17 protein-coding genes are annotated in these 26,267 nt (G+C 34.4%); 7 read left to right on the top strand and 10 right to left on the bottom strand.

Annotated features, from left to right (window positions below; all coding sequences use genetic code 11):
• Window positions 1-2 precede the first annotated feature (2 nt).
• From AC1EU5_RS02005 to AC1EU5_RS01995, 3 genes are all read left to right on the top strand, one after another.
• The gene (locus AC1EU5_RS02005; RefSeq protein WP_480190675.1) at window positions 3-845 is read left to right on the top strand and encodes a GLPGLI family protein; all 843 of its coding nucleotides are present in this window, start codon (window positions 3-5) and stop codon (window positions 843-845) included.
• A gap of 91 nt (window positions 846-936) precedes the next feature.
• Window positions 937-3,621, top strand: coding sequence for a carboxypeptidase regulatory-like domain-containing protein (locus tag AC1EU5_RS02000; protein WP_480190674.1), 2,685 nt, complete (start codon window positions 937-939; stop codon window positions 3,619-3,621).
• 232 nt (window positions 3,622-3,853) lie between these two features.
• Window positions 3,854-5,692, top strand: a complete 1,839-nt coding sequence (locus AC1EU5_RS01995) for a cation:proton antiporter (protein WP_480190673.1) — start codon at window positions 3,854-3,856, stop codon at window positions 5,690-5,692.
• A gap of 2 nt (window positions 5,693-5,694) precedes the next feature.
• Here the strand turns inward: AC1EU5_RS01995 and AC1EU5_RS01990 are convergent, their stop codons facing one another.
• From AC1EU5_RS01990 to lepA, 7 genes are all read right to left on the bottom strand, one after another.
• Entirely contained in the window at window positions 5,695-8,103 is a 2,409-nt protein-coding gene (locus tag AC1EU5_RS01990; RefSeq protein ID WP_480190672.1) for a glycoside hydrolase family 31 protein, read from the bottom strand.
• A 139-nt stretch (window positions 8,104-8,242) separates the two neighbouring features.
• A complete protein-coding gene (gene glgB / locus AC1EU5_RS01985; protein WP_480190671.1) occupies window positions 8,243-10,156 on the bottom strand; it encodes a 1,4-alpha-glucan branching protein GlgB in 1,914 nt (637 codons plus the stop codon).
• Between the two features lie 3 nt (window positions 10,157-10,159).
• A complete protein-coding gene (locus tag AC1EU5_RS01980) occupies window positions 10,160-11,788 on the bottom strand; it encodes a trehalose synthase (RefSeq protein ID WP_480190670.1) in 1,629 nt (542 codons plus the stop codon).
• A 2-nt stretch (window positions 11,789-11,790) separates the two neighbouring features.
• Complete coding sequence (locus AC1EU5_RS01975; protein ID WP_480190669.1) at window positions 11,791-13,728, bottom strand: alpha-1,4-glucan--maltose-1-phosphate maltosyltransferase; 1,938 nt, start codon at window positions 13,726-13,728, stop codon at window positions 11,791-11,793.
• Between the two features lie 91 nt (window positions 13,729-13,819).
• On the bottom strand, window positions 13,820-15,085 hold the full coding sequence (locus AC1EU5_RS01970; RefSeq protein WP_480190668.1) for a glucose-1-phosphate adenylyltransferase: 1,266 nt from the start codon (window positions 15,083-15,085) through the stop codon (window positions 13,820-13,822).
• Complete coding sequence (gene glgA / locus AC1EU5_RS01965; protein ID WP_480190667.1) at window positions 15,075-16,289, bottom strand: glycogen synthase; 1,215 nt, start codon at window positions 16,287-16,289, stop codon at window positions 15,075-15,077. Before glgA ends, AC1EU5_RS01970 begins: the two co-directional genes overlap by 11 nt.
• A 100-nt stretch (window positions 16,290-16,389) precedes the next feature.
• Window positions 16,390-18,186 carry a translation elongation factor 4 gene (lepA, locus tag AC1EU5_RS01960; protein ID WP_480190666.1) on the bottom strand — a complete coding sequence of 599 codons (1,797 nt, stop codon included), beginning with the start codon at window positions 18,184-18,186 and terminating at the stop codon, window positions 16,390-16,392.
• 210 nt (window positions 18,187-18,396) lie between these two features.
• Here lepA and AC1EU5_RS01955 point away from each other — a divergent pair, with 210 nt between their 5' ends.
• Window positions 18,397-19,302, top strand: a complete 906-nt coding sequence (locus AC1EU5_RS01955) for a TIGR01777 family oxidoreductase (protein ID WP_480190665.1) — start codon at window positions 18,397-18,399, stop codon at window positions 19,300-19,302.
• 74 nt (window positions 19,303-19,376) lie between these two features.
• On the opposite strand, the gene AC1EU5_RS01950 is transcribed toward AC1EU5_RS01955, so the two are convergent.
• The 3 genes from AC1EU5_RS01950 to AC1EU5_RS01940 are packed head-to-tail and all read right to left on the bottom strand — an operon-like array spanning window position 19,377 to window position 23,188.
• Window positions 19,377-19,916 (bottom strand): DUF1697 domain-containing protein, encoded by a 540-nt coding sequence (locus AC1EU5_RS01950; RefSeq protein ID WP_480190664.1) that lies wholly within the window; start codon window positions 19,914-19,916, stop codon window positions 19,377-19,379.
• Window positions 19,913-21,157, bottom strand: coding sequence for an AbiH family protein (locus AC1EU5_RS01945; RefSeq protein ID WP_480190663.1), 1,245 nt, complete (start codon window positions 21,155-21,157; stop codon window positions 19,913-19,915). Before AC1EU5_RS01945 ends, AC1EU5_RS01950 begins: the two co-directional genes overlap by 4 nt.
• Before the next feature lie 9 nt (window positions 21,158-21,166).
• Complete coding sequence (locus tag AC1EU5_RS01940) at window positions 21,167-23,188, bottom strand: S9 family peptidase (RefSeq protein ID WP_480190662.1); 2,022 nt, start codon at window positions 23,186-23,188, stop codon at window positions 21,167-21,169.
• Between the two features lie 176 nt (window positions 23,189-23,364).
• Here AC1EU5_RS01940 and AC1EU5_RS01935 point away from each other — a divergent pair, with 176 nt between their 5' ends.
• Genes AC1EU5_RS01935 through AC1EU5_RS01925 form a run of 3 tightly spaced genes read left to right on the top strand, consistent with a single transcriptional unit; the run spans window position 23,365 to window position 26,267 of the window.
• On the top strand, window positions 23,365-23,988 hold the full coding sequence (locus AC1EU5_RS01935; protein WP_480190661.1) for a 3-keto-disaccharide hydrolase: 624 nt from the start codon (window positions 23,365-23,367) through the stop codon (window positions 23,986-23,988).
• Window positions 23,988-24,806: a 3-keto-disaccharide hydrolase gene (locus tag AC1EU5_RS01930; protein WP_480190660.1), complete on the top strand. Its 819-nt coding sequence runs from the start codon at window positions 23,988-23,990 to the stop codon at window positions 24,804-24,806. The genes AC1EU5_RS01935 and AC1EU5_RS01930 overlap by 1 nt, the downstream gene beginning before the upstream one ends.
• 6 nt (window positions 24,807-24,812) lie before the next feature.
• Complete coding sequence (locus tag AC1EU5_RS01925) at window positions 24,813-26,267, top strand: Gfo/Idh/MocA family protein (protein WP_480190659.1); 1,455 nt, start codon at window positions 24,813-24,815, stop codon at window positions 26,265-26,267.

Below are 26,267 nucleotides of genomic sequence, written 5' to 3'. Positions count from 1 at the left end.
TTATGAAAAATACACTCACTTTTTTAGCTCTAATTTTTTCTTCACTAATTAATGCACAAGATTTTTATGGAAAAGCAACTTACAAAACTCACAGAAAAGTAGATATTAAAATAGATAGTTCAGGTAATGGACCAAGTGCAGATGTTCAAAAACAACTAACGACACAGTTGCAGAAACAATTTCAAAGAACATATACTTTAAACTTTACAAAAACTGAGTCAACTTTCAAACAAAATGAAAAACTAGAGGCTCCACAAGCTCAGGTTGGTGGTGCTCGAGTAATGGTAATGGAAGTTGGCGGTGGTGGCGGAACTGATATTTTGTATAAAAATATTGCCGAAAAACGCTATACAAACAAAACTGAAATAAGTGGAAAGCGTTTTTTAATACAAGATACACTTGAAGACTCTGGCTGGAAAATGTCTGGTGAAACCAAAAACATTGGTAACTATACCTGTTACAAAGCATCACGATCTAGAGAAGAACAACGTATTTCTTTAAATGTAAATAATGGAGAAGAAAAAGAGAATAAAGAAACGGTAACAGTAGTGACTACAGCTTGGTATACACCAGACATACCTGTAAACAATGGCCCAAGGCAATATTGGGGGTTGCCAGGGTTGATCTTAGAAATTCAAGAGGGTAATGAAACCATTGTTTGTACAGAGATTGTTTTAAATCCTTCTGAAAAAATAACTATTGAAGAACCAACTAAAGGCAAAAAAATAAGCCAAGAAAAGTTTGACAAGATTATGGATGACCATAGCAAAGAAATGATGGAGCGCTTTAGAAACAGAAGAAAATCTGGTAACGGTGAAAGGATGAGTATAGAAATACAAGGCTAGTAGCTATATGGTCTAGATTTTAATATATCATCTTAATAGTATTACATTTTTCGCTATAGCGGAATAGATTCTAAATCTTCAATAAACATCAATGAAAAGATTTTTGTTAGTAGTCATTCTCATGACTGCCTGGATTGCTAATGCACAAATTACTGTAAGCGGCACAGTAAAAGACAGTCTTGGTAATGCATTAGAAATGGCCAATATTATTGCGCTCAACCAGACAACAAAAGAGGTAGATTCTTATGGGTTTACAGATGGTCAAGGGCGCTATAAATTAAATTTAAACAAGAACACAGGTTACCTTGTTAAGGTAAGTTATGTAGGCATGAAAACTGCAGAGATTCCTTTAAAAACTTTAGAAGAAGATCTTGTGAAGGATGTTATTTTGAAAGAAGATAACACTCTGGAAGAAGTAAACCTTACTTATAAAATGCCGGTTACCATTAAAGGAGATACGATTGTTTACGATGCTGATTCCTTTAAAACGGGTCGTGAAAAAAAATTGGGTGATGTTTTAGAAAATCTGCCAGGTATGGAAATTAATGATGAGGGTGAAATAAAAGTAGAAGGAAAAACGGTAGACAAAGTAATGGTTGAGGGTAAAGATTTCTTTGATGGGGATTCTAAATTGGCCACAAAGAATATTCCTGCAAATGCAATTGATAAAGTTGAAGTATTGAAGAATTTTAATGAAGTTGGGCAGCTACGTAATGTAACAGATAATGAGGATAATATTGCACTCAATATTAAACTAAAAGAAGGTAAAAAGAACTTCTGGTTTGGTAATGTAAGAGTTGGTGGAGGCGATGGAAAAGATGAATCGAGACATGTTATAAATCCTAAATTATTTTATTACAGCCCAAAGTATAGTTTAAATGTAATGGCTAACGTAAATAATATAGGCGATGTGTCATTTACATGGCGAGACTATTTTAAGTTTACAGGCGGCTTTAGAAACCTTGACAATGGAGGTACTTCAATTAACGTAACAGACGATTTAGGTTTTTTGGTAATGCGGAACAACAGGGCTAAAGATATTGATGCAGAATTTGGAGCTTTAAATTTTAGCTATTCACCAAAAAAATCTTGGGATATAAGTGGATTCGCCATTTATTCAGGTATGAAAACTGATATTGAACAAACAAGTGAACGGAATTATATTAATACTGATATTACAGAAACAACCAATAGTTTAACTCAGCAAGAGAATAACTTAGGCTTATTAAAACTAAGTTCTACTTATAAACCTAACAGCAATAATCATTTAGATTATGACATTTTTGGTAAAATTTCTAAACTTAGTCAAGAGCAGAATTTCTTTTCATCAGAACTAGGAACAATTTTAGAAGATAAAACACAATCACCATTTTCTATCAACCAGAATTTAAATTATTATTATACACTAAGTGACAGACACATTTTTGCTTTAGAAACGCAGCATCTTTGGCAAGAAGAAGATCCTTTTTACAATGCTCAATTAGAACAATTATCGTTTGCAAATACGTTGAATTTAGACTTAAATCAGAATCTATTTAATGTTGCACAAAACAATCGTGTAAAAACGAATAAGCTTGATACCAATTTAGATTACTACTACGTAATAAATGAAAAGAGTAATTTAAACGTGAGCTTGGGTTCAACGCTCGGTAATCAAAAATTCAACTCAACCATTTTTCAAATTTTAGAAAACGGTAGTTTAAACCAAGATTTAGGTACTGAAACTTTGAATAATGTTGAGTATACTTTTAGTGATCTGTATACAGGCTTACATTACAAATTTGTTACGGGTATTTTCACCTTTAACCAAGGCGCTACTTTACATACATATTCAGCTAAAAATACGCAATTAGGTAGTTCTTTTATCAATAAGTTTACCAAGCTATTACCTGATGCTTTTATAAAAATAAACCTTAAAAAATCTGAAACTTTACGCTTAGCGTATAATATGCAAGTAGGTTTTACAGATATTAATCAATTAGCCGAGGGTTATGTGTTGAATCATTACAATCAACTCTATGCTGGTAACCGAACTCTTGAAAATTCATTATCTCATAATATCAATTTAAACTACTCTAGCTTTAGTATGTTTAATTATACCAACGTATTTGCTTCTCTAAATTATAATAAGCGTATTGATGGTATAAAACTGAATACAGAACAATTGGGTGTAGATCAAATGTCAACTTCAATTAATTCGGCTTTTCCAGATGAAAGTATTTCTGCTAATGTAGATTTTCAGAAGAGTTTTAGAAAAGTAAAAGTTGATTTAGGTGGAAATGTATCCTATAATAAAAGCAATAATTTATTTACATCTTCTCAAAACCAAGTGGCTGAGAATAGAGTGTCAAAATCATTTACACAATCTTATAGAACTAAAGTAAGTTCAAACTTTAGGAATGCTCCAAATTTTGATATAGCTTATACATTTATGGTTAATGATTATAACCAAGGAGCTATCCAAAACAAATTTTTTACGCATAGCCCTTCCATAAATTTTGACGCATATATCTCAAGAGACTTTATTTTTAATACAAAGTATACCTATAATAATTATAGAACTGAAGATAGAACAATTAATAATTATAGTTTTTGGGATGCACATCTAAGCTATCAAAAGAAAGATAGTAGTTGGGAGTTTAAATTAAGTATTACCAATATTTTAGATACTAAGTCACTTAATAGTGATAACACAATCGAAAATGTATTTAATAGCACCTCGGCTTATATAGTACAACCGCGTTATGCAATATTTACGGTTACATATAATTTATAGAAAAAGGGAGACAAGTAAATCGAGAATCTTTATTTATGAAAAAACATAATTTGGTGAAATATCAATTCATATTTTTCTTTTTATAAACGTCCTGCAGTACTAAAAAGAGAAAGAGCTTACCTCTTAAAAATTGAGTAGTTTATATCGCTAAAAATTACGGCAATTTTTATTAAAAAATTCTAATCGGAACAACTTTAACTATAAATGCTTATTTTCACAAAAATTTGAGAATATGCTAGAGTTAGCAGGCATCATTATTTTAGGAATATTAGCGCAATGGGTGGCGTGGAGGTTTAAAATACCAGCCATATTACCATTAATACTAATAGGTTTACTTGTTGGACCTATAGCTGCCGAATATCTTTCTGAAGATGGCTCAAAATGGATTGAACCTATTTGGAATGGTACCAAAGGTCTATTCCCAGGTGATGGTTTGTATTATTTTGTTTCTTTAGCAATAAGTATTATTCTGTTTGAAGGGGGGCTAACTCTGCGAAAAGATGAGATAAAAAATGTAGGGCCAGTAATTACCAAACTCATTACTTTGGGTTCTATTGTTACCTTTTTTGGGGCTGCGGTAGCTGCTCATTATATTTTTAATTTGAATTGGGAAATATCATTTTTATTTTCTGCACTTATTATAGTAACAGGACCCACAGTTATTACACCTATTCTAAGAAATATTCCTTTAAAAAAAGATGTCTCAGCAGTACTTAAATGGGAAGGAATTCTCATAGACCCCATAGGCGCTTTAGTAGCCGTATTGGTCTTTGAATTTATTAGTGTTGGCGGAGGCGGAGGCTTTACCAAAACCGCTCTAGTTGAATTTGGTAAGATTTTATTATTCGGTACTACGTTTGGTTTTACATTCGCCCATGCACTAAAGTTTGCTATTAATAAAAATCTCATTCCTCATTATTTATTGAATGTAGTATCACTTTCTACTGTACTTTTAGTATTTGTAGAATCCGATATTTTTGCACATGAATCCGGTCTTTTGGCCGTTGTTGTTATGGGGATGGTATTAGGTAATAGTAAGTTGAATAACCTTAAAGAAATTCTTTATTTTAAAGAGTCTTTGAGTGTTCTGCTGATTTCAATTTTGTTCATTTTATTGGCTGCAAATATCAATATGGAAGATATGATGCTGTTATTCAATTGGAATACAGCTATTTTATTTGCCATAGTTGTTTTTATTATAAGACCATTGGCCGTTTTTATAAGTACTGGGCAATCAAAATTAAAGGCCAACGAAAAACTTTTTATTAGTTGGGTAGGTCCACGCGGTATAGTAGCAGCCGGTATTGCTTCTCTTTTTGGATCAAAATTGATCAAACAAGGAGTACAAGGGGCTGAATATATTACGCCTTTGGTTTTTATGATTGTGCTAGGCACTGTACTTTTAAATGCAACAACAGCAAGACTCATTGCTAAATTATTAGGGGTATTCTTAACAAAATCTAGCGGTATTTTAATTGTTGGGGCTAGTCAATTGTCAAGGTTAATTGCAGAATATTTAAAAGAAAATGATAGACATGTAGTATTAGTAGACAGTAACTCGAGCAACATTCAAAAAGCAAAAGACATGGGGTTGGAAGCTTCTAAGGAGGATATTTTCGCCGATGACCTCAACAACAATATTGAATTAAATGATATTGGATTTTTATTGGCTCTAACTGGAAATGCAGAAATTAATACATACGCTATTAATAAGTATAAAGATCAGTTCGGTGAGCACGGAAGTTTTCGATTAATTTCCTCGGCTGAAATGAATGATCCGGAAAATAATCCAAAAGAAGGGCTATTTTCACAAACAGATGACTTTATAAAATTAACAGATGTAGTACAAAAATACCCTCAAATAAATGAAATAGCCGTTGAATCAGAAGACCACTTTAAAGAGTTACTTGAATTAACAAAAGGAGACAATCATGCGGTACCGCTATTTATAAAAACAAAATCTGGTGATCTTGAGATCATTCAAGCCTCTCACAATGGTACTGAAATAACGAACAAGACACATTTGGTCTATATGGGTAAAAAACTAGCTCCTGAATTGGCTAATAAGTGAAATTATTTCTTCCCTATAATGTGAATTTCTGTAAAATCTTTCTTTACGGTCATGGTATGCGTACCATTCTTTTTCACATGCTTTAATGGTATAATTTCATTATCTAACTGAATCTCTTTTATGTCAAACGGCAAGCCATGAATTGTTAATTTAAAGCTTTCATATTCCGTAATAAACTTACCTTCCTTATGTTGTTGAATAATAAGTTCTTTAGATTTTCCTGTTAACTTAAATGAGCGGAAACTATACCTTCCTTTTGTATAGTCATAACCATCATGAGCGTCATCAAATAACTGTGATTGCTCTTTTCCTTGCGTATAATATACATCTAAAGTTAACTCATCAATTGTTTTTTCACCAATGTATTGTTGCACAGGATATTTAGGGATAATAGCTCCTGCTTTAATATAAATAGGCATTGAGTCAAGATCAGCATCTACCCACATTTCTTTACCTCCTTCTACTATAGTATCATCCCAATGGCTATACCATTTACCTCTTGGTATGTACATACGCCTTCCTTTTGAGTTTGGTTCATTAATTGGGCATACCAATATTTTATCTCCAAACATAAACTCATCCGTTCTGAAGTGCGTTTGTACATCTTCTTGATCATACATTACCAAAGATTTTAACATTGGAATTCCTTCACTTTGATATTGCCAAAACGTAGTATACAAATATGGTAATAACTGATATCTAAGTTCGATGAATTTACGTACAATATCTGTTACATCTTTTCCAAATGACCAAGGTTCTTGATCACCATGATCTCCTGAAGAATGTGTTCTACAAAATGGGTGAAACACACCTAGTTGAATCCATCGGGTATATAATTCTCCATCTGGCTGTTCTGCAAATCCACCAATATCACTTCCTGCAAATGAAAAACCAGACATAGCTAAACGCTGTGCTTGTACATTAGCAATCCATAAATGCTCCCAGGTAGCAACATTGTCTCCTGTCCATGTTGATGTATATCGTTGTGTACCAGAATATGCGGCTCTAGTAATGACAAATGGTCGTTTAGGATATGCAAATTTCTTTAGCCCATGATATGTAGCTCTTGCCATCTGCATACCATACACATTATGTGCCTTTCTATGACTGCTAGGGTTTCCTTCATAATCATGACGAACATCATCCGGAAAGGTCTTATTAGGCACTTCCATCACAGCAGGCTCATTCATATCATTCCATACGCCTTTTACACCAATATCTTCTATAAGTTCTTTAAACAAACCTGACCACCATTCACGAACATCGGGTCTGGTAAAATCAGGAAAGTAACACTCTCCTGGCCATACTTTACCTTTCATATAAGGGCCGTCAGCGCGTTTACAGAAATAGTCATTTTTTATTCCTTCCTGATAAACAGAATAATTTTTATCTACTTTAATACCCGGATCGATAATCACTACTGTTTTAAAACCATCATCTGATAGCTCTTTGACCATTTTTTTAGGATTCGGAAAATATTCCTTGCTCCAGGTAAAACACCTGAACCCTTCCATATAATCAATGTCTAAATAAATAGCATCACATGGTATATTTAACTTCCTAAAATTTGAGGTAACTTCTTTTACCTTACTTTCTGGATAATAACTCCACTTACATTGGTGATAACCCAATGCCCATAATGGTGGTAATTGATGTGGGCGTCCTGTTAAGTCAGTATAACTTACCACTACGTCTTCTACCTTAGGACCATAGATAAAATAGTAGTTCATCTCACCTCCTTGCGCCCAAAAACTGGTTACATGTCTACGCTCACTGGCAAAATCAAAAAATGATCTAAATGTATTATCAAAGAAAATACCATATGCTTTTTTGTGATGTAAACCTGTATAAAAGGGAATGGTCTTATATAATGGATCCGTACCACGACCATAGGCATATGAATCAGTTACCCAATTTTCTAGTCGCTTCCCTTTTAAATTTAAATGAACCGGCTTATCACCAAGACCATAATAGCTCTCCCCATCATGAGAAATTTTGCTCATTTTTACAATATCACCACCAAACTCATAACTTTCCTCCCAATGAAAACCAGACTCATCCTGATTAATTAAAGTATTATCTATGGCATCATAAATAGAAACTTTTAAATCTGTCTTAGAGATATTGCAGATTAATTTTTTGGTAATAACACTATAGTAACTCTTTTCCTCCTTTATCTCTAAATAATTATAACCACTATTAGCATATTTAGTGATGGCATATGAGAAATCTTTCTTGAAATTTCCGGTAGTAGTATATCTAAAACGTAGTAAACTATCTCTTATAACCGTTAGTTGTAGTACTACATCATTTTCTGTATAAAAATAGAGTCTATCTACATCTTTTTTAAAATCAATAATTTTAGTTGGAAATTGATTTCCTTTTTTTTCTAATTCGGTATTGGTTATCATTAATTGATTCTTTTACAGATAGATCAACAAAAAAACGGAAAAGTTTAGTTAATCAAAAGATTGAGTATTAATAAATTTTAACGAAAACGATATAGTAATGAAATAAGTATTAGCACACCTACTGAAACGGTAATATATTTCACTTTGCATACTTAAAAGCTATCATTCCGAGAGGTGGTATAGTAATCTCTGCAGATTGATTTCTATAATGCCATTCTTTTTCTTCTGTGGTAAATGCCTTATTTTTATACTCACCACTTCCAGCATATTTTTTCAAATCGCTATTAAAAATTTCCTTCAGTTTTCCCTTTCGCGGAAGACCGACTCTATAGTTTTCTCTGGGTATTGGAGTCATATTACAAGCCACTATTAAATCATTTTCAGGATCATTACCCTTACGAATATATACCAATGTTGAGTTTTCAGCATCATTATGTTCTATCCACTCAAAACCTTCTGCAGAAAATTGTTTTTCAGATAAAGCAGGCTCCTTTTTGTAAAGTGTATTCAGATCTTTGATTAGTGTTTGTACTCCTTTATGCACTTTATATTGCAATAAGTGCCAGTCTAAGCTTCCTTGAAAATTCCATTCTTCTGATTGCCCAAATTCGGCACCTTGAAATAACAAATTGGTACCCGGGTGCGTAAACATATAGCTATATAACAATCTAAGATTGGCAAAGCGTTGCCATTCATCACCAGGCATTCTTCCTAATATTGATCTTTTACCGTATACTACTTCATCATGACTCAAGGGTAGCATAAAATTTTCTGTAAAAGCGTATGTCATTGAAAATGTCAGGTCATTTTGATGATGCTTTCTATAGATGGGTTCTTTAGAAAAATATTGCAGTGTATCATGCATCCAACCCATCATCCATTTCATACCAAAACCAAGTCCTCCAATAAAAGTAGGTTTAGACACCATTGGGAATGAGGTTGACTCCTCGGCAATAGTCTGCACATCTGAAAAACTACTATAAACTGCTTCATTCATTTCTTTCATAAAAGCAATAGCATCCAAATTCTCTCTACCTCCAAATTGATTGGGTTCCCATTCACCATCTTCTCGTGAATAATCTAAAAACAACATTGAAGCCACAGCATCAACTCGCAATCCATCAGCATGATATTGATCTAACCAAAAAATAGCATTACTAATTAAAAATGATTTTACCTCATTACGTCCGTAGTTAAAAATCAAACTCTTCCAGTCAGGGTGGTAACCTTTACGTTTATCTGGGTGCTCATATAAATGAGATCCATCAAAAAAACCTAGACCATGTGCATCTTCAGGAAAATGCGAAGGCACCCAATCTAAAATAATTCCTATATCATTTTGATGTAACGTATCTACCAAATATTTAAACTCTTCAGGATAACCAAATCTTGATGTAGGTGCAAAATATCCTGTTAATTGATATCCCCAACTAGGATCAAACGGATATTCCATTACTGGCATTAGTTCAACATGTGTAAAATTCATATCCTTTACATAGTTCACCAATTCGTCTGCTAATTCATAATAAGATAAAAATCTATCTTCCTCTACATGTCGCTTCCATGATCCTAAATGAACTTCATATACTGAAAACGGTGAATCAATAGCATTGTGTTTTTTCCTTTTTTTCATCCATTTAGAATCCTTCCACTTATAATTTTCATCATCCCAAACAATGGAAGCCGTATTTGGCGGGTGCTCAGCTCTTCTGGCATACGGATCAGCTTTCTCTGTCTTTATGTCATTATTATGGCTTTGTATCTTATATTTATAAACCGTTCCCTTTCCTACATGGGGTATAAAACCTTCCCAGATACCACTGGCATCCCATCGTACATTTAAAGCATGCTCGCCTTCAATCCAATAATTAAAATCTCCAATCACAGAGACTGTCTTAGCACTAGGAGCCCATACTGCAAAGTATGTGCCTCCAATTCCATCTAAGGTCATGATATGTGACCCAAATTTTTCATACAAGCGATAATGTTTTCCTGCTTTAAATAAATTAATATCAAAATCTGTAAAAAGACTATGTGGTAGTACGCTTGCCATAAATTATGAATGATTGATAATGTTAGAAATGCCCTTTAAAGGGATAACGGCCCATAAAGGGCGTGAATTAAGTTCATAACCCAATTCATATACTGCTTTTTCAAGCAATGAATATTTTAATAAAAAGATACGCTCTTGCCTGTAACCTATATTAAGGTTTGCATTCTTAATTTCTATCATGTATGAACCTAAAAACACGCCTATAAAATACGTATACAATAGCTCACCTGCCTTAAATAAATCCTCTTGGGAGGATTCATAATCTTCTATGTGATTAAAAATGGTTGCATAAATAGCATAATGAAAACTTCTAAACAATCCGGCCACATCCTTTAGTGGTGGCTGTTTGACTTTACGATCACGAATGGTACTTTCTGGCTCACCTTCAAAGTCAAGAATATAAAAATCGTCATCTTTTACCAATACCTGTCCTAAGTGATAATCACCATGTACTCTTATACGTTCTCCTTTAAGCTTTGTCCAATTAAAATCAACAAAACGCTTTCTAATTTCGTTTTTCTGTTCTAAGAGTTGATTTGCCAATTCTAAAGCAAGCCCATCTAGTTTATGAAGATTATTTTCGACGGTGTTAAGTCTATTTTGAAATTGATATAAAAGACGGTTCTTTAACCAAACCTCATAATCACCATTAAAATGTGTTGGTGTAAATGCAGTTTCTTCAAATTCGCTACCTAAAGCAACATGCATTTCTGCGGTTCGTAAAGCAAGTTTTTGAACCTTCAGAAAGAGGTTTAACCCTACCCAATCTATTAACTCGGGTGGTACATCTTGAATGCTCAATCGCGAAAATAAATTTGTTTCTGGTAAGCCATGAATATCAATTCTCTTATATTCAATATTCATAAAAACCTTATGCAGTTCTTTGAGCATATAATCCCAAGCATCACCTTCATTTGCTACCATTTCTTGCATTAACCCAATTGTAATATTGATATTTTCAGAGTCTACGATATTTACACTTCCTAGGTAAGCCGGTGTATTTTTAAACTCTTTTTTTTCAGATAAGAATCGACTCATTTCATAGTCTGGATTCTTATCCGCATAAATGCGTCTAAAGAATTTCAGTACATATTTCTCATTATATACAATAGAGGTATTGCTTTGTTCAAGTCCCATAAACCTGGAAGACTCATATGCAACATTATGAAAAAGATCACTTTTATGATATTGTACACGTGTTCTATCATTAGGTAATGCCGTGGCAATACGTTCAAACACCAACTTTCTAAAGGCTTCAAGGTTTACTGCATCTATGATAAATCCTTCCTGATCTTTGATACTTATAGGCAGTATTCTATCTTCTTTAGCAAAGGTCTCATCAGAAACAAAGGCAATCGGTAAAAAGTAATGTTGGTAAAAAGCCTCCACAAAATTCACCTCAAGAATCAACCCATAATAGACCTCACCATGCTGTTGTATCTTAAAATATTCAGACAGCTCAACATATTTCATTTTACTGGCTTTACCGCCATACCAGCGTTGCCTAATGATATAATCTTCAAGCACATCAGATAAAAAAGCTTTGACAAAAGCTTCATTTTCTAATAGCTCTTCCCAAGAGCTATCAAAATTGTATGATTTTAGTGGTGTTTTCGTGCTCTTTTTACCCATACTTACTTATTGATCTTGAAAATATGAAATGGTAATGCCGGTGGTAATTCTATAAAGTTCCATTCATCATACCAGTTGTAACTACTCCCTGTTACCAAATCATTAACTTGTATCTTATGACCTTGCTCAATGTTTAAGTCTTGCAAAGGTAACTGCACATGCCCTTGCTGCATATAATATGGATCAAGATTTACAATTACCAACACCTCATTTGTTCTTTCTTGATTCCATTTATAAAATGCCAATAATTGATCATTTTCTACATGGCAAAATTGAATATTGTTTGTTTGCTGCAAGGCCTCCTGCTCATGACGAATACGGTTTACTTTTGTGATAATGGTGGTTAACTTATTTTGAACAAACCAATCGTAATGGGATAGCTGAAATTTTTCAGAATTCAAGTATTCTTCCTTTCCGGGGATGGCATCATTGATCATTTGTTCAAAAACAGGTCCATAGATGCCAATATTTGAGCTCAATGTTGCCGCTAAAACATAACGCTGAATGTATTTAGCTTCATTGGCTCCTTGTAAATGATATGGGTTAATATCTGGTGTATTTGGCCAGAAGTTAGGGCGCATATATTCTTTTTGATCAGTCTGCGTTAAGTCATTAATATACTGAATCAGTTCATGTTTAGTATCGCGCCAAGTAAAATATGTATATGATTGCGTATAACCCTCTTTGGCCAAACGTGCCATTACTTTAGGTTTTGTAAATGCCTCTGCTAAAAATATAACATCAGGATGTTTTTTCTTCACCTCAGCAATTACCCAATGCCAGAAATAATATGGCTTGGTATGTGGGTTATCTACTCTAAAAGTGGTAATACCACAATCAATCCAATACAATAAAATATCCAGACATTCTTTCCATAGATTTTTATGGTCTGTTCCTTCCCAGTAAATTGGGAGAATATCCTGATATTTTTTCGGGGGGTTCTCTGCATATTGCACCGTACCATCTGGCCGCCATTTAAACCATTCTGGATGTTCCTTAACCCAAGGATGGTCAGGTGCGGCCTGTAAGGCATAATCCATAGCCACTTCTATACCTTGATTTTTAGCATCTTGAACTAGTGCTTTAAAATCATCTAAGCTTCCTAACCGTGGATGAATATCTTTATGTCCGCCAAACTGAGAGCCTATGCCCCAGGTGGAACCAACATCTCCTTCAAAAGCTTCGGTAGTGTTGTTCTTTCCTTTTCTATTCACTTCTCCAATAGGATGAATAGGTGGCAGGTACAATACATCAAAACCCATTTCAGCTATTCTTGGTAATAGACGATGACAATCTTTAAATGTACCATGCCTTCCTTCAGTTTCTGAAGTTGATCTGGGGAAAAATTCATACCAGGTACTAAACCTAGCTTTTTTTCGGTCAACATACACTTGAAAATCTTGAGACGTATTCGCTAAAAATTTGTCAGGATAACTTACAAAGATATTATGCAATCGCTCACTTGTAGACTCTTGAATGGCTTCTTCATATTTAGATTCATCATCAAAAATAGCAATGCAATGTTCCAGATAACCTTTATCTTCTTTACCTACTTTTTTTAGGAGTGGTTTTAAATAAGTAATACCTTCTAACAATTCAGATTTTACATGCTGATCATCATCAATTTTTCGTTCAATGCCATGCTGCCAATTTAACGGATGATCAACCCAAGTTTCAACTTTATACGTGTAAAAACCTTGTTTCTCAACGATAAAAGAAGATTTCCATTCATCATTTTCTATCAATTGCATCCGTGATTCATTCCATTTTCGCTCTTTCTCATGTTTATATAATACTGAAGCAGCAATGACATCATGACCATCAACAACAATATGGGCATCTACATTAACTATTTCATTTATAACACGTTTAATAAAAACTTCGCCGCCATTTATTTGAGGCGAAACATAGTCAATAACGACTCTTCTTTGATCGAACATTGAGATCAGGTTTTTTTAGTTGAAAGATTTAAAATTAAGAAAAATTGATGCAACCTATAAGAAACACTATCGATAAAGGTAAAATAAGCATTTAGATAACAAACCCATGGGGAATTGTTACGCCTTTTTTAATGACCACAATGCCATTTTTCACCATATATAAATCAGTCTCTTCCTCTTTAAGTCTAGGTCCACCATTAATTCTAACATCATCACCAATTCTACAGTTTTTATCTATAATAGCATTTTTTATAAAGCAGCGTTCACCAATACCCATTAAAATATCAATTTGATCTTTTTCAATTTGTTCTAAAGTCTCATAGTAATCACTACCCATCATATATGTATTAATGATAGTGGACTCATGTCCTATACGTGAACGAATACCTATGACCGATCGTTCTATTTTTGCAGCACTCACTATACATCCTTCTCCTATGACCGTTTTAACCAAGGTAGTACCTGAAATTTTTGATGTGGGTAACATACGGGCACGCGTATAGATTCTTCTGGCCTTACTATACAGATCAAAATCAGGAATATTATCGGTTAAACCAATATTTGCTTCAAAAAAAGAATCAATATTTCCTATATCTGTCCAATACCCTTCATAAGGATAGCTCATAACCTTATGTTTTTCGATGGACTGAGGAATGATTTCTTTACCAAAATCATTGGTATCTTTCTTTTTCATTAGCTTAACCAACAGGTCTTTATTAAAAAGATAAATACCCATAGATGCTAAATGATTTCGTCCTTGATTTTTCATTTCCTGACTTACCTCAGAAGTCCACTCCGGTAAGAGTTCTTTTTCTGGCTTCTCTATAAATGAAGAAATAAAATTATCATCACCTGTTTTCAATATTCCAAATGCTGTAGCTTCTTTTTCAGCCACAGGCAGTGTAGCGATACTAATCTCTGCCTTACTTTCTACATGGGCATTTAGCATTTCATTATAGTCCATCTGGTATAGTTGGTCTCCTGAGAGAATCAAAGCATAATCAAAATCATGACGCAAAAAATGATGCATACTTTGACGCACAGCATCAGCAGTTCCTTGAAACCACCCCTTATTTTCAGGTGTTTGTTCTGCCGCTAATACATCAACAAAAGCAGTACTAAAAAAACTAAAATGATAGGTGTTTTTAATATGCTTATTGAGTGAGGCAGAGTTGAATTGCGTCAATACATACATCCGTTTTATGTCTGAATTGATACAGTTAGAAATTGGTATATCAACCAGTCTATATTTTCCTGCTATAGGCACCGCAGGTTTGGACCTGTCTTTTGTAAGTGGGTATAGTCTAGAACCTTGACCACCACCTAATATAATTGCTAAAACTTTACTATTTACCATGACTAATGAGTGTGCTATATAATTGTTCTACTTGTTTTGCTATGGCTTTCCAGTCAAAATAATCTTCAACTCGTTTTCTTCCTTTTGCAGCCATCATATCTCTTAATTTACTATCTTCAATTAATGTGTTAATGCCTAAAGCCATATCTCTTGAAAATTGATCTGGATCTACCGGTTCAAAAGGAGCTTTCTGCTGTTGCTCTAAAGGCACTAAAATACCCGTTTGACCATCAAGAACTACCTCTTTAATGCCACCCACAGCACTTGCAACCACCGCTGTATTGCAGGCCATGGCCTCTATATTGATAATACCAAAAGGCTCGTAGATTGAAGGGCAGCAAAACACGGCAGCATGTGAATATAACTGAATTACCTCTTCTTTAGGAAGCATGTCAGAAATCCATATAATATTATCTCTGGATTGTTTGGCAGCGTTTACACTAGCTTCCATTTCTTTGGCGATCTCATCAGTATCCGGCGCACCAGCACAAAGTACTATCTGGGTTTCCGGATGAATATATTTAATGGCATTTACCAAGTGAATAATTCCTTTTTGGCGTGTAATCCTCCCAACAAATAGCACAAAAGGTTTTGAAGGGTCAATATTGTATTTTTTTAAGGCACTATCCTCTGTTGTTGACTGATATTCTTCTAGATTGATGCCATTATAAATGACTTTTACCTTATCAGGATCAACATCAAAATGTGTCAATACATCATCTTTAGTTTCGTTAGATACAGCAATTACCGCATCTGCCATTTCTATGGCCGTTTTTTCAACCCATGATGAAGCATCATACCCTCTGCCTAACTGCTCACGTTTCCATGGGCGCAATGGTTCTAAGGAATGTGTGGTTACTACTAAAGGAATACCATAACATAATTTTGATACTATTCCGGCAAACTGCGCATACCAGGTATGACAGTGTACTACATCAGCATCAATAGCATCTTTTTGCATTTGAATACCAGTATTCAGAGTTTTGAAAACCGCTTTTAGTTTATCATCAACCCAATCAAAATCAGAAATATCATATGGGTATCCTTTCACAGATAGGTTCTCACCTTGAACATCTTGATCACCAAAACTGCGCACTTCTACCTGCATCAATTTAGTTAGTTCAGCTGCAAGATATTCTACGTGCACACCAGCGCCGCCATAAACATAGGGAGGGAATTCTCGGGTATAAAAAAGGACTTTCATCAGCATATACGATTAAAAGTCCTATAAATTTACAAAATGATTTGACGTAAGATATTAAATCGTCATTATTTTTAAGCAAACGTTTTCGTTACGTTGAATTTTAATCATTCAACTTCAATACAGCCATAAATGCCTGTTGTGGTATTTCTACATTACCAACCTGACGCATACGTTTCTTACCTTTTTTCTGTTTTTCTAATAATTTACGTTTACGGGAAATATCACCACCGTAACATTTAGCAGTCACATCTTTACGTAGCGCTTTTACCGTTTCACGAGAAATTATTTTTGCACCAATCGCTGCCTGAATAGGAATATCAAATTGTTGACGCGGAATCAATTCTTTTAATTTTTCGCACATCTTCTTACCAATGGTATAGGCATTATCGGCATGTAAGAGTGCAGATAAAGCATCTACGTTCTGGCTATTTAACAGTACATCTACTTTTACCAATTTTGAGGAGCGCATACCAATAGGTGAATAATCAAATGATGCATACCCTTTTGATACTGTTTTCAATCTGTCATAAAAATCAAAAACAATCTCTGCCAATGGCATATCAAAATTTAATTCTACACGCTCAGTGGTCAGATATGTTTGATTCGTAATTTCTCCACGCTTTTCAATGCATAAGCTCATTACCGGACCCACAAAGTCTGATTTGGTAATAATAGATGCTTTGATATAAGGTTCTTCTACGCGATTTAATTTTGAAGGGTCAGGAAGGTCACTTGGGTTATTCACCAAAATAACATCACCAGGTTCTTTATTGGTGTAAGCATGATATGATACGTTTGGCACTGTTGTAATAACAGTCATGTCAAACTCACGCTCTAAACGCTCCTGGATGATCTCTAAGTGCAACATTCCCAAAAACCCACAACGAAAACCAAAACCTAAAGCCGCCGAACTCTCAGGTTGAAAAACTAAAGAAGCATCGTTTAATTGCAATTTCTCCATAGAGTTTCGGAGCTCTTCATAATCCTCAGTATCAACAGGATAAATCCCAGCAAAAACCATAGGTTTTACATCTTCAAATCCTTCAATGGCACTCTGAGTAGGTGTTTTTGCATCTGTAATGGTGTCACCCACTTTTACCTCACTGGCCGCTTTAATACCTGTAATTAAATACCCTACGTCGCCAGTTTTTATAATTTGCTTAGGCTCTTGCTTTAATTTTAGAGTGCCTATTTCATCTGCAAAATAAGTGTTGCTTGTAGCCATAAACTTGATCTGTTGCCCTTTTTTGATCTCACCGTTCATCACTCTAAAGTAGGTTTCCACTCCACGGTACGAATTATAAACAGAGTCAAAAATCAAAGCTTGCAAGGGCTCTTCAGCATTTCCTTTTGGAGCAGGAACACGCTCAATAATGGCTTTTAAAATAGCCTCAACGCCAAAACCCGTTTTTCCACTAGCGGGAATTACCTCTTCAGGATCACACCCTAATAAATCAACAATATCGTCAGTTACTTCTTCAGGATTGGCACTAGGCAAGTCCACTTTATTCAACACAGGGATAATCTCTAAATCATTTTCTAAAGCCAAATATAAATTAGAAATGGTCTGCGCCTGAATACTTTGCGCCGCATCTACTATCAATAAAGCACCTTCGCAAGCGGCAATAGAACGTGATACTTCGTATGAGAAATCTACGTGACCAGGAGTGTCAATCAAGTTTAAGGTATATTGTTCATCTTCGTATTCATAATCCATTTGAATGGCATGTGATTTTATGGTAATACCACGTTCCCGCTCCAGATCCATATCGTCTAGCAATTGATCTTGCTTTTCACGATCAGTAATGGTACCTGTATACTCCAACAATCTATCTGCCAAGGTACTTTTGCCGTGGTCAATATGCGCAATAATGCAAAAATTACGAATGTTCTTCATCCCTTAAAATAAGAGGACAAAGATACTTAAATTAGCAATAGGATAATCCGTATTTTTGTAATACCAAAATTAAGTTTTGTATGGAATTCCGACGCCTCAGAAAACGAAAAAAGCCCAATAATAAGAGGTCGTTATTTCTACTCATATTATTGCTTATTGCCATTTATTTATGGATGAATGCTGAATCTATTATGAGTAAATTCTTTTGAGATGCATCTACTGATTACAGGAGCTACCGGATTAATAGGTTCTGAGATTGTAAAACAGGCATTGGTAAAAGGTCATACCATTCATTACCTCTCTACCAGCAAGCATAAAATTTTAAAAAAGGATAATTACAAAGGTTTTTACTGGAATCCTGAAACCGGAGAAATAGATGGAGATTGCCTTAGAGGGGTGACAAAGATCATCAATTTAGCGGGAGCTACGATCTCTAAACGATGGACGAGTAGCTACAAAAAAGAAATTTTAAAGAGTAGAATAAACTCTGTTCAAACACTGTATAAACTACTTTATCAAAATGAGCATCAAGTTGATCAGTTTTGTTGCGCTTCTGCGTTGGGTATTTACCCTTCATCACTCACACGAAAATATATTGAAACTGAAACAGAAGTAAACTCTGGTTTTTTAGGTAAAGTAGTTAATGCTTGGGAAGAGGAAACAGACATCATAGAAAAGCTGGGGGTCTCTATTAGTAAAATACGTATAGGTATTGTGTTATCTGATCAAGGTGGTGCCTTGGTAGAAATGGCCAAACCTATCAATCAAGGCATTGGTGCTGCCATTGGTAGCGGTGCACAATGGCAATCATGGATTCATATTAAAGACTTGGCAAACATGTTTTTATATGTATTGGGAAATAACCTTGAAGGTATTTACAACGGTGTGGCCTCAAACCCTGTAACCAATCAAGAATTAACAAAAACACTTGCGAAAAGCTTAGATAAATCTATCTTTTTACCTAATGTGCCCAAATTTGCCATGAAGTTGTTATTCGGTGAGATGGCTGCCATTACTTTAGAAAGTCAGTATTTAAAAAACGATAAAATTAAAGAGGCAGGATTTGAATTTGAATTTGAAGACATAGATAAAACCCTCAATAATATTTATGATTAAACTGTCATTCCTGCGGAGGCAGGAATCCATTATAACCTATTTCTGGATTCCCGTTTTCACGGGAATGACAAATGTCAACTTGAAAGCTCAACCAGTTTATTCGTTGTCCGCCAATTTCTGGTAGAAGCCTTTACCTTCAATTTATTTTCAAAAAAATTATTACTCATCTTTGCCTTATGAGCTCCATTGGCAGCATAAAAATAAATAAGTTTTTTATCTAAAACATATTCTTCTGGGCTATAATCATAGGTAGCCAAAACATCAATATTTTCCTGTAGCGGTACTTCTTGTAAAAACACTACATAAAACTTTTTAGGATCTTTAGAAGCATCCTTCTCAAAAGGATTATTAGCAAAGGCGTATTTTACCTCTGGTGGAGTTAGTACAATAACGGTAACCTCGAAGCCATAATTATTCAACAGCATTTGATGAATGTTATCTTGCAATTCTTTTATATCACTTTTTTCGGACTTAAAGACAATATTGCCGCTTTGTATATAGGTCACAACGTCAGTAAAACCCAAAGCTTCAAAAGAAGCTTTTAGTTCTATCATTTTAATTTTCTTTTGGCCACTAACATTAATACCGCGTAATAAACAAATATAAGTTTTCATTGATCCTCAATCTTTTTAAATCCTATTTTTTGAGATAACGGTTCACAATATTGCTTACTAACAATTTTTCTTCTCATTAATTTCTTATCATTAAAGTGTCGTGAAATATTTTGAACAATATCAGTATAATTATCATCTCCATTTTCTTGCTCATAATAATAGACTTTTATTGATCTACAGTTTTCGTGTTCAAAAATCGTATTTAACAATACTCTATCTGATACACCGCAAGAGTGTCCGGCTATTACTACTTGAAATGCATCACTCTCCACAAAGGATAGTAAATTGTCATAATTTATAGTTTGAGAATATCGAAATGATTTAAAATTTTTTAAAAATTCATTTTCATTTATGTTTTCAATAAGCTTATAATCTTCATCTGTTTCATCTCCAAACCCAAAATTTATCGGATTATTTACGTCACCTACTTTGCCATGTATATAATTAATACTAATCTTATATTTCCTTTGTTCATTTAAGAAAAAATTGTGTACACTTATTGTTGGAGTATAGTTAAATGAAAGCAAATAAGATTGAAAGTTTTCTAAATCTGTTGAGTTAGACACATAATTTTCTATTGAGTCTCTATCTTTCTTAAATGAAAACTCTCTAATGTACTTTTTTACATTTTCACTATTTAAGTTCAAAAAATCAGAAGATAGATTTGGAATTAAAATTTTATAAGTATCATAATAATGTTTATGGTTTTCTATTTGATTAAAACTGAAACCTTCAATAACTTCACTTATCAAATATTTTTCGAATAATTCTTTTATAGAATTGAACTCATTATTTAACTCTTTAGCTTTAGAAATTTTCTGTTCTGCTTCAGAATTATCTTTGACTATCTTCTTTAATTCTTTATAATATTCACTTTCAATATCAACCCAATTATGAATAGAATTTCTATTGTTGATTTGTTTAAAAAACTCGTTATTAAATTTAAAAATTGGATGAAATCGAGAGGAGTAAGTATGCAAATCAATTTTAGCTTCATTATAAATATAACCATTTTCATTTGCATACTCAATTACGTTATCAATAAAATCGTTATAATTATTTGTTGGCTTTCTATAATTAAAGAAATCATGTCCAGATTTTAAATAGACAAAGTCCTTAATTAAATCATCCTCAAAACTAGACTGTAAATTTCTCCAAAAATGATTAAGGAAATCCTTATAAGATGTTGGTAAACCATGAGCTAAATCAAAACCATTACCTATAATTACTAGTTTATTCATAAAGAAGCTTTATTTACTTCTATATTTTTCAAACCAGGCTAACACATGATCTACTTTGGTAATTAATTGACTTGGGCGTCTGGCTATGCCATGAGATGCTCCCGGTATTTCAACCAATGCCGTAGGAATTTTTCTAATTTTTAAAGCACCGTATAACTGCTTCGCTTCAGATAGTGGTGTACGCAAATCAGCAGTGCCTACCATAACCAGGGTTGGGGTTTTAATATTTCCAACCAGTGAAATGGGTGAGAATTTCCAATAGGTTTCAAAATTTTCCCAGGGTTGCCCCGGATATCTATAATCGGCATAATAAAAATAGTTATCTGCACTTAGGGTTTTGCTAATCCAGTTCATTACCGGTTTTACCACCGCAGCGGCCTTAAATCTATTGTTCTTACCAATCATCCACGCCGTCATAATACCACCTGCACTACCTCCGGTAACATACAACTCATCAGTATCTATAAATCCTTTGGCAATAACAGCATCAACACCATCCATAACGTCATTATAATCTTCACCAGGATAATTATGATACAGTAGATTTGCAAATTTTTCTCCATAACCTGTACTACCACGAGGATTTGGATAAAAAACCACATACCCCGCTGCTGCATACAATTGAATTTCCGGTGAAAACCGGTCGCCATAATTAGAAATAGGACCTCCATGGTTTTCTACCAATAAAGGGTATTTTTTTGATGCATCAAAATCAGGCGGATAGACAATCCAACCTTGTATTTTATTACCATCGATTGAGGAATCATACCAAATCTCTTCTGTTTTTCCTAGGGTACGATAGGCTAAAATATCTTCATTCAATCTTGAAATTATTGTTGGTTTTTGTCCTTTTGAAATAATGGCTATTTCTGCTGGGTGATAGGGTGTGGAATACGTATATGTTATCTTCCCAGTATTAGAAATTGAATAAGAGCCTCCTCCATAAGGGCGACCTATAGAAGTGCCTCCCAAATCATCGGCAATTTTTGTTACCTTTCCACTATGTGCAACATATCCTATTTTGGTATTGCCTTTATCATCATAGGTAAAATATAAACCCTTACCGTCTTTACTCCATTTTAAATTTGATTTACTACGGTCTAAATTGGTACTGATCATTTGTTTATTAGAACCATCAGTATTCATTAAGTAGATCTTATTTACCTGATAGGCCTGTATTTTATCATCATAGCCTAGATAAGCTATTTGCTTTCCATTTGGAGCAACCTCTAGTCCATAATCAGGACCATCCCTATCAGTTAATGCTGTTACTTTTCCTGTAGCAATATTTATAGTATAGATTTCAGAATTTCTGGTTTCATATTCCCAATTTTCGTTATGATTACCATTAAAAAATAGCGACTTACCATCTTTTGACCATTGTGGTACTCCATAATTTTTATCTCCACTGGAAATCTGCCTTGCAGAACCTCCTTCAGCATTAATGATGAAAAGATGTCTGAATCCTGGTTTGGTATACCCAGAACCATCTGCTTCATATTTCAACCTTGTAGTCACTCTCGGGTGATCCGCCCATTTAGCTCCTTTAGGCTTTTTTGGAGGTTTGACAAGTGATGGCTGTTTACTCTCTACTTTCATCGTAAAAGCAATATGCCTCCCATCAGGAGACCAAGTCAACCCACTAGGTGATTTCTCCAATTGCGTTAAGCGTGCAATCTTATTGGTATTGAGCCAGTACACAAAAATCTCTGAACCCTGTCTGGTACTACTGGTAAATGCTATACGCCTGCCATCAGGAGACCAAGTTGCATTTGACTCATTGACGTCATTACTAGTTAATTTAGTGTGATCTTGACCACTGGAATTCATGACCCACAAACGAGAAGTACGCTTGTCATTCATAATGTCAAATCCGCTTCGTTGGTAGACAATTTTGGTTCCATCTGGAGAAATTTGAGGGTTCTGTGCCCATTCTAATTCAAAAACATCAAGGTTTTTAAAGGTTGATTTTTCTTGAGATTGAATTGCCATTGCAATAAGAAAAAAGCATAAAAATAATAAGTTTCGCATGGTTTAAGATTTACAGAGCTTAAAGTTAACAAAAGAAAATTAGCTTTATATTTAAATGTTTATAGCATCTTCAACGATGCCTTTTGAATTCAATTTAACGTCATTTGTCGAAATTATTCATACTCAAACTTATAGTTATGTATCTTTAAAACTGTTACTTCAAAATCTAATAAAATATGAGTGTGTTTTCAATATCAAATCAAAAAATTAGTTCTGTTCTTTCTTTTATTCTATTCTTTCTATGTATAACCTGTTCAGCTCAAAAAGAGATATCACTTTTTAACGGAAAAAATCTTGATGGTTGGACTAACTATGGTACTGAAAAATGGTATGTAGAAAATGGAGAACTTATTTGCGAGAGCGGCCCTGATGCCCAATATGGATATTTAGGAACTGATAAACATTATAAAGACTTTATACTTACACTTGAGTTTAAGCAAGAAGCTGATGGTAATAGCGGTGTGTTTTTTAGGTCAACGGTAGATGGCACGAAAGTTAGTGGGTGGCAAGTAGAAGTGGCACCTCCAGGAAAAGATAGTGGGGGTATTTATGAGTCTTATGGAAGAGGGTGGCTAATTAAGCCTGACCCGGAAAAAGATAAAGCTTTAAAAATGGGGGAATGGAATACCATGAAAATAAAGGTTCAAGGTGATGAAGTGACCACTTGGTTAAATGATGTGGAAATGGTACGCATATCTGATGAAAAAATAGGAAAAGGTGAAGGAGGCATTGCATTACAGATTCACGATGGTGGTGGTATTAAAGTACGATGGCGTAATATATACTTAAAAGAGCTATAATGACAAATTTTAATATTAAAATGGGTACGATGCGTAGTTTATTTATGCTTCTAGTTTTTTCAATTGCATTGCTTTCATGTAAGGAGAAAATAAAAAATGAAGACCCTAAAGATATGGAAAGTATAGTTGAAGAAACCTCTGACTGGATTTCACTTTTTGACGGTGCTACCACCAAAGGATGGAGAGCGTATAACGGTGATTCCTTACCTCCAGGTTGGATTGCTAAGAATGGCGAGCTAACTTTTGATACGAAACTAGGCCTTGAGCAAAACTATGAAGGAGGGAAAGATATTATTTACGCTCTTGAAGAATTTGATAATTTTGAGCTATACCTTGAATGGAAATTACCCAAAGGTGGAAATAGTGGTATTTTTTATCATGTTAAAGAAGGGTACGATGCTCCTTATGTAACTTCACCTGAATACCAATTAATAGATGATTTTAATTATGCAAAAATACATGATTTAACAGAGTACAATAAAAGTTTAGGCTATACAGAAAAACCTGAAGAACTTAAACCTTTGCAAAAAACAGGTTCTGATTATGCAATGCATCCTGCAAGTGAAGATAAAGTTTTGAATCCTATTGGTGAGTGGAACAGCACAAAAATTGTGTTTACACCAGAAAAAGTTGAACATTGGCTCAACGGAAAAATGGTGTTATCGTTTGTTCCATGGGATGAGGAATGGCATAAAAAAAAGAACTCTGACAAATGGAAAAACAGCCCGGATTATGGTAAGTTTAAAAAAGGATATATAGGCTTACAAGACCATGCAAGTCCTATATGGTTCAGAAATATTAAAATTAGAAAACTATAATACGTCATGAAGAAAAGAGAGTTTTTAAAAAAATCAGCCATTCTTGCTTCATCAACTGCGATAATTCCTTCGTTCTTAATGTCGTTTAATGAAGAAGGAAAAGCAACCAATACTATTCCTCTTCAACGTGTGCGTACAGCACATATCGGTGTGGGCAATATGGGGAGTGAAGACCTTCGCGATATTTCATCGCATAAAAAAGTTGATGTAGTGGCGCTATGTGATGTTGATAGTAGTTATTTGACAAAAGCAAAAGAACTACACCCTAATGCAAAAACATATACTGATTATAGAGTAATGCTCAAAGAAATGGGCAATGAAATAGATGCCGTAATTGTATCTACTCCCGACCATACACATGCTCCTGCTTCATTAATGGCAATGAATATGAACAAACACGTTTATTGCCAAAAACCATTAACGCATCATGTGACTGAGGCACGAGAGATGAATAAATTAGCTGCCACCAAGAACCTTATTACCCAAATGGGTATTCAGGTGCACTCTTTTTACGATTACAAACTAGCCACTTTGCTTATTCAATCGGGTATAATAGGAAAGGTACATACGGTGAGAGCATGGTCACCAAAAAATTGGGGTTATGACGGCCCTGCACCTGAAGGAAACGATCCTATTCCTGAAAATCTTGATTGGAATCTCTGGCTAGGTACTGCGGCTGAGCGTCCATATAAAAAGGATATATATCACCCCGGGAACTGGCGTAAATTAATGGATTATGGCTGTGGAACCTTGGGTGACATGGGTGTACATATTTTTGATACACCTTATAATGCACTAGCTTTAGATGTGCCAATGACCATAAAAAATGAATGTAGAGAACCCAATGGGTTTGGATATCCTGAAAACAACATAGTTACCTATGAGTTTCCTGGAACTAAATATACAACTGAAACCTTAAAGTGGGTATGGTATGATGGGCCTGGTGCTCCAAAAAAACATAAAGATTTAGAACTCCCTAATGCCACATCAGAAATAGAAAAGTCAGCAGAAAAAGAAGGTACGGTTAAAGGTAAAATTTCTTTGGAGACTAAAATTACTAAAGAAGGTGTCTTGCCTGAGCAAGGAGCCATGTTTATAGGTGAAAAAGGACGTCTGTTATTACCCCATTTTATGGAGCTACCCAGAAAAATTGTTGATGGTGAATATGTTGATATATCGAATGAAATTATGGAAGTTGAAAAGGTAAATAATATGGGGAAACCTATACGAGATTATGCTTCTGAAGGTCCAAAACATTACCATCAGTTTATTGATGCCTGTTTAGGGAAAGATGAATGTACGGCACCCTTTTCGTATGCAGCGCGACTCACAGAAACCATTTTGTTAGGTGTAATTGCCGGGCGCTTTCCTAATCAAACGCTTCATTGGAATAATAAAACTGCTGAGTTTGCAGAGAAAGAAGCAAATCAATATTTAGGAACTACTTACAGAAAGTTTTAA

Source organism: Maritimimonas sp. 2405UD52-3, from assembly GCF_056591715.1.
Note: the sequence above shows the minus strand (reverse complement) of the source record. Positions and strands in the feature narration are given on the sequence as shown.

What these genes read in the sequence shown, in the direction of transcription:
- AC1EU5_RS02005 (WP_480190675.1), top strand. Translation starts at nt 3, where the DNA reads ATGAAAAATACACTCACTTTTTTAGCTCTAATTTTTTCTTCACTAATT.
- AC1EU5_RS02000 (WP_480190674.1), top strand. Translation starts at nt 937, where the DNA reads ATGAAAAGATTTTTGTTAGTAGTCATTCTCATGACTGCCTGGATTGCT.
- AC1EU5_RS01995 (WP_480190673.1), top strand. Translation starts at nt 3,854, where the DNA reads ATGCTAGAGTTAGCAGGCATCATTATTTTAGGAATATTAGCGCAATGG.
- AC1EU5_RS01990 (WP_480190672.1), bottom strand. Translation starts at nt 8,103, where the DNA reads ATGATAACCAATACCGAATTAGAAAAAAAAGGAAATCAATTTCCAACT.
- glgB (WP_480190671.1), bottom strand. Translation starts at nt 10,156, where the DNA reads ATGGCAAGCGTACTACCACATAGTCTTTTTACAGATTTTGATATTAAT.
- AC1EU5_RS01980 (WP_480190670.1), bottom strand. Translation starts at nt 11,788, where the DNA reads ATGGGTAAAAAGAGCACGAAAACACCACTAAAATCATACAATTTTGAT.
- AC1EU5_RS01975 (WP_480190669.1), bottom strand. Translation starts at nt 13,728, where the DNA reads ATGTTCGATCAAAGAAGAGTCGTTATTGACTATGTTTCGCCTCAAATA.
- AC1EU5_RS01970 (WP_480190668.1), bottom strand. Translation starts at nt 15,085, where the DNA reads ATGGTAAATAGTAAAGTTTTAGCAATTATATTAGGTGGTGGTCAAGGT.
- glgA (WP_480190667.1), bottom strand. Translation starts at nt 16,289, where the DNA reads ATGAAAGTCCTTTTTTATACCCGAGAATTCCCTCCCTATGTTTATGGC.
- lepA (WP_480190666.1), bottom strand. Translation starts at nt 18,186, where the DNA reads ATGAAGAACATTCGTAATTTTTGCATTATTGCGCATATTGACCACGGC.
- AC1EU5_RS01955 (WP_480190665.1), top strand. Translation starts at nt 18,397, where the DNA reads ATGCATCTACTGATTACAGGAGCTACCGGATTAATAGGTTCTGAGATT.
- AC1EU5_RS01950 (WP_480190664.1), bottom strand. Translation starts at nt 19,916, where the DNA reads ATGAAAACTTATATTTGTTTATTACGCGGTATTAATGTTAGTGGCCAA.
- AC1EU5_RS01945 (WP_480190663.1), bottom strand. Translation starts at nt 21,157, where the DNA reads ATGAATAAACTAGTAATTATAGGTAATGGTTTTGATTTAGCTCATGGT.
- AC1EU5_RS01940 (WP_480190662.1), bottom strand. Translation starts at nt 23,188, where the DNA reads ATGCGAAACTTATTATTTTTATGCTTTTTTCTTATTGCAATGGCAATT.
- AC1EU5_RS01935 (WP_480190661.1), top strand. Translation starts at nt 23,365, where the DNA reads ATGAGTGTGTTTTCAATATCAAATCAAAAAATTAGTTCTGTTCTTTCT.
- AC1EU5_RS01930 (WP_480190660.1), top strand. Translation starts at nt 23,988, where the DNA reads ATGACAAATTTTAATATTAAAATGGGTACGATGCGTAGTTTATTTATG.
- AC1EU5_RS01925 (WP_480190659.1), top strand. Translation starts at nt 24,813, where the DNA reads ATGAAGAAAAGAGAGTTTTTAAAAAAATCAGCCATTCTTGCTTCATCA.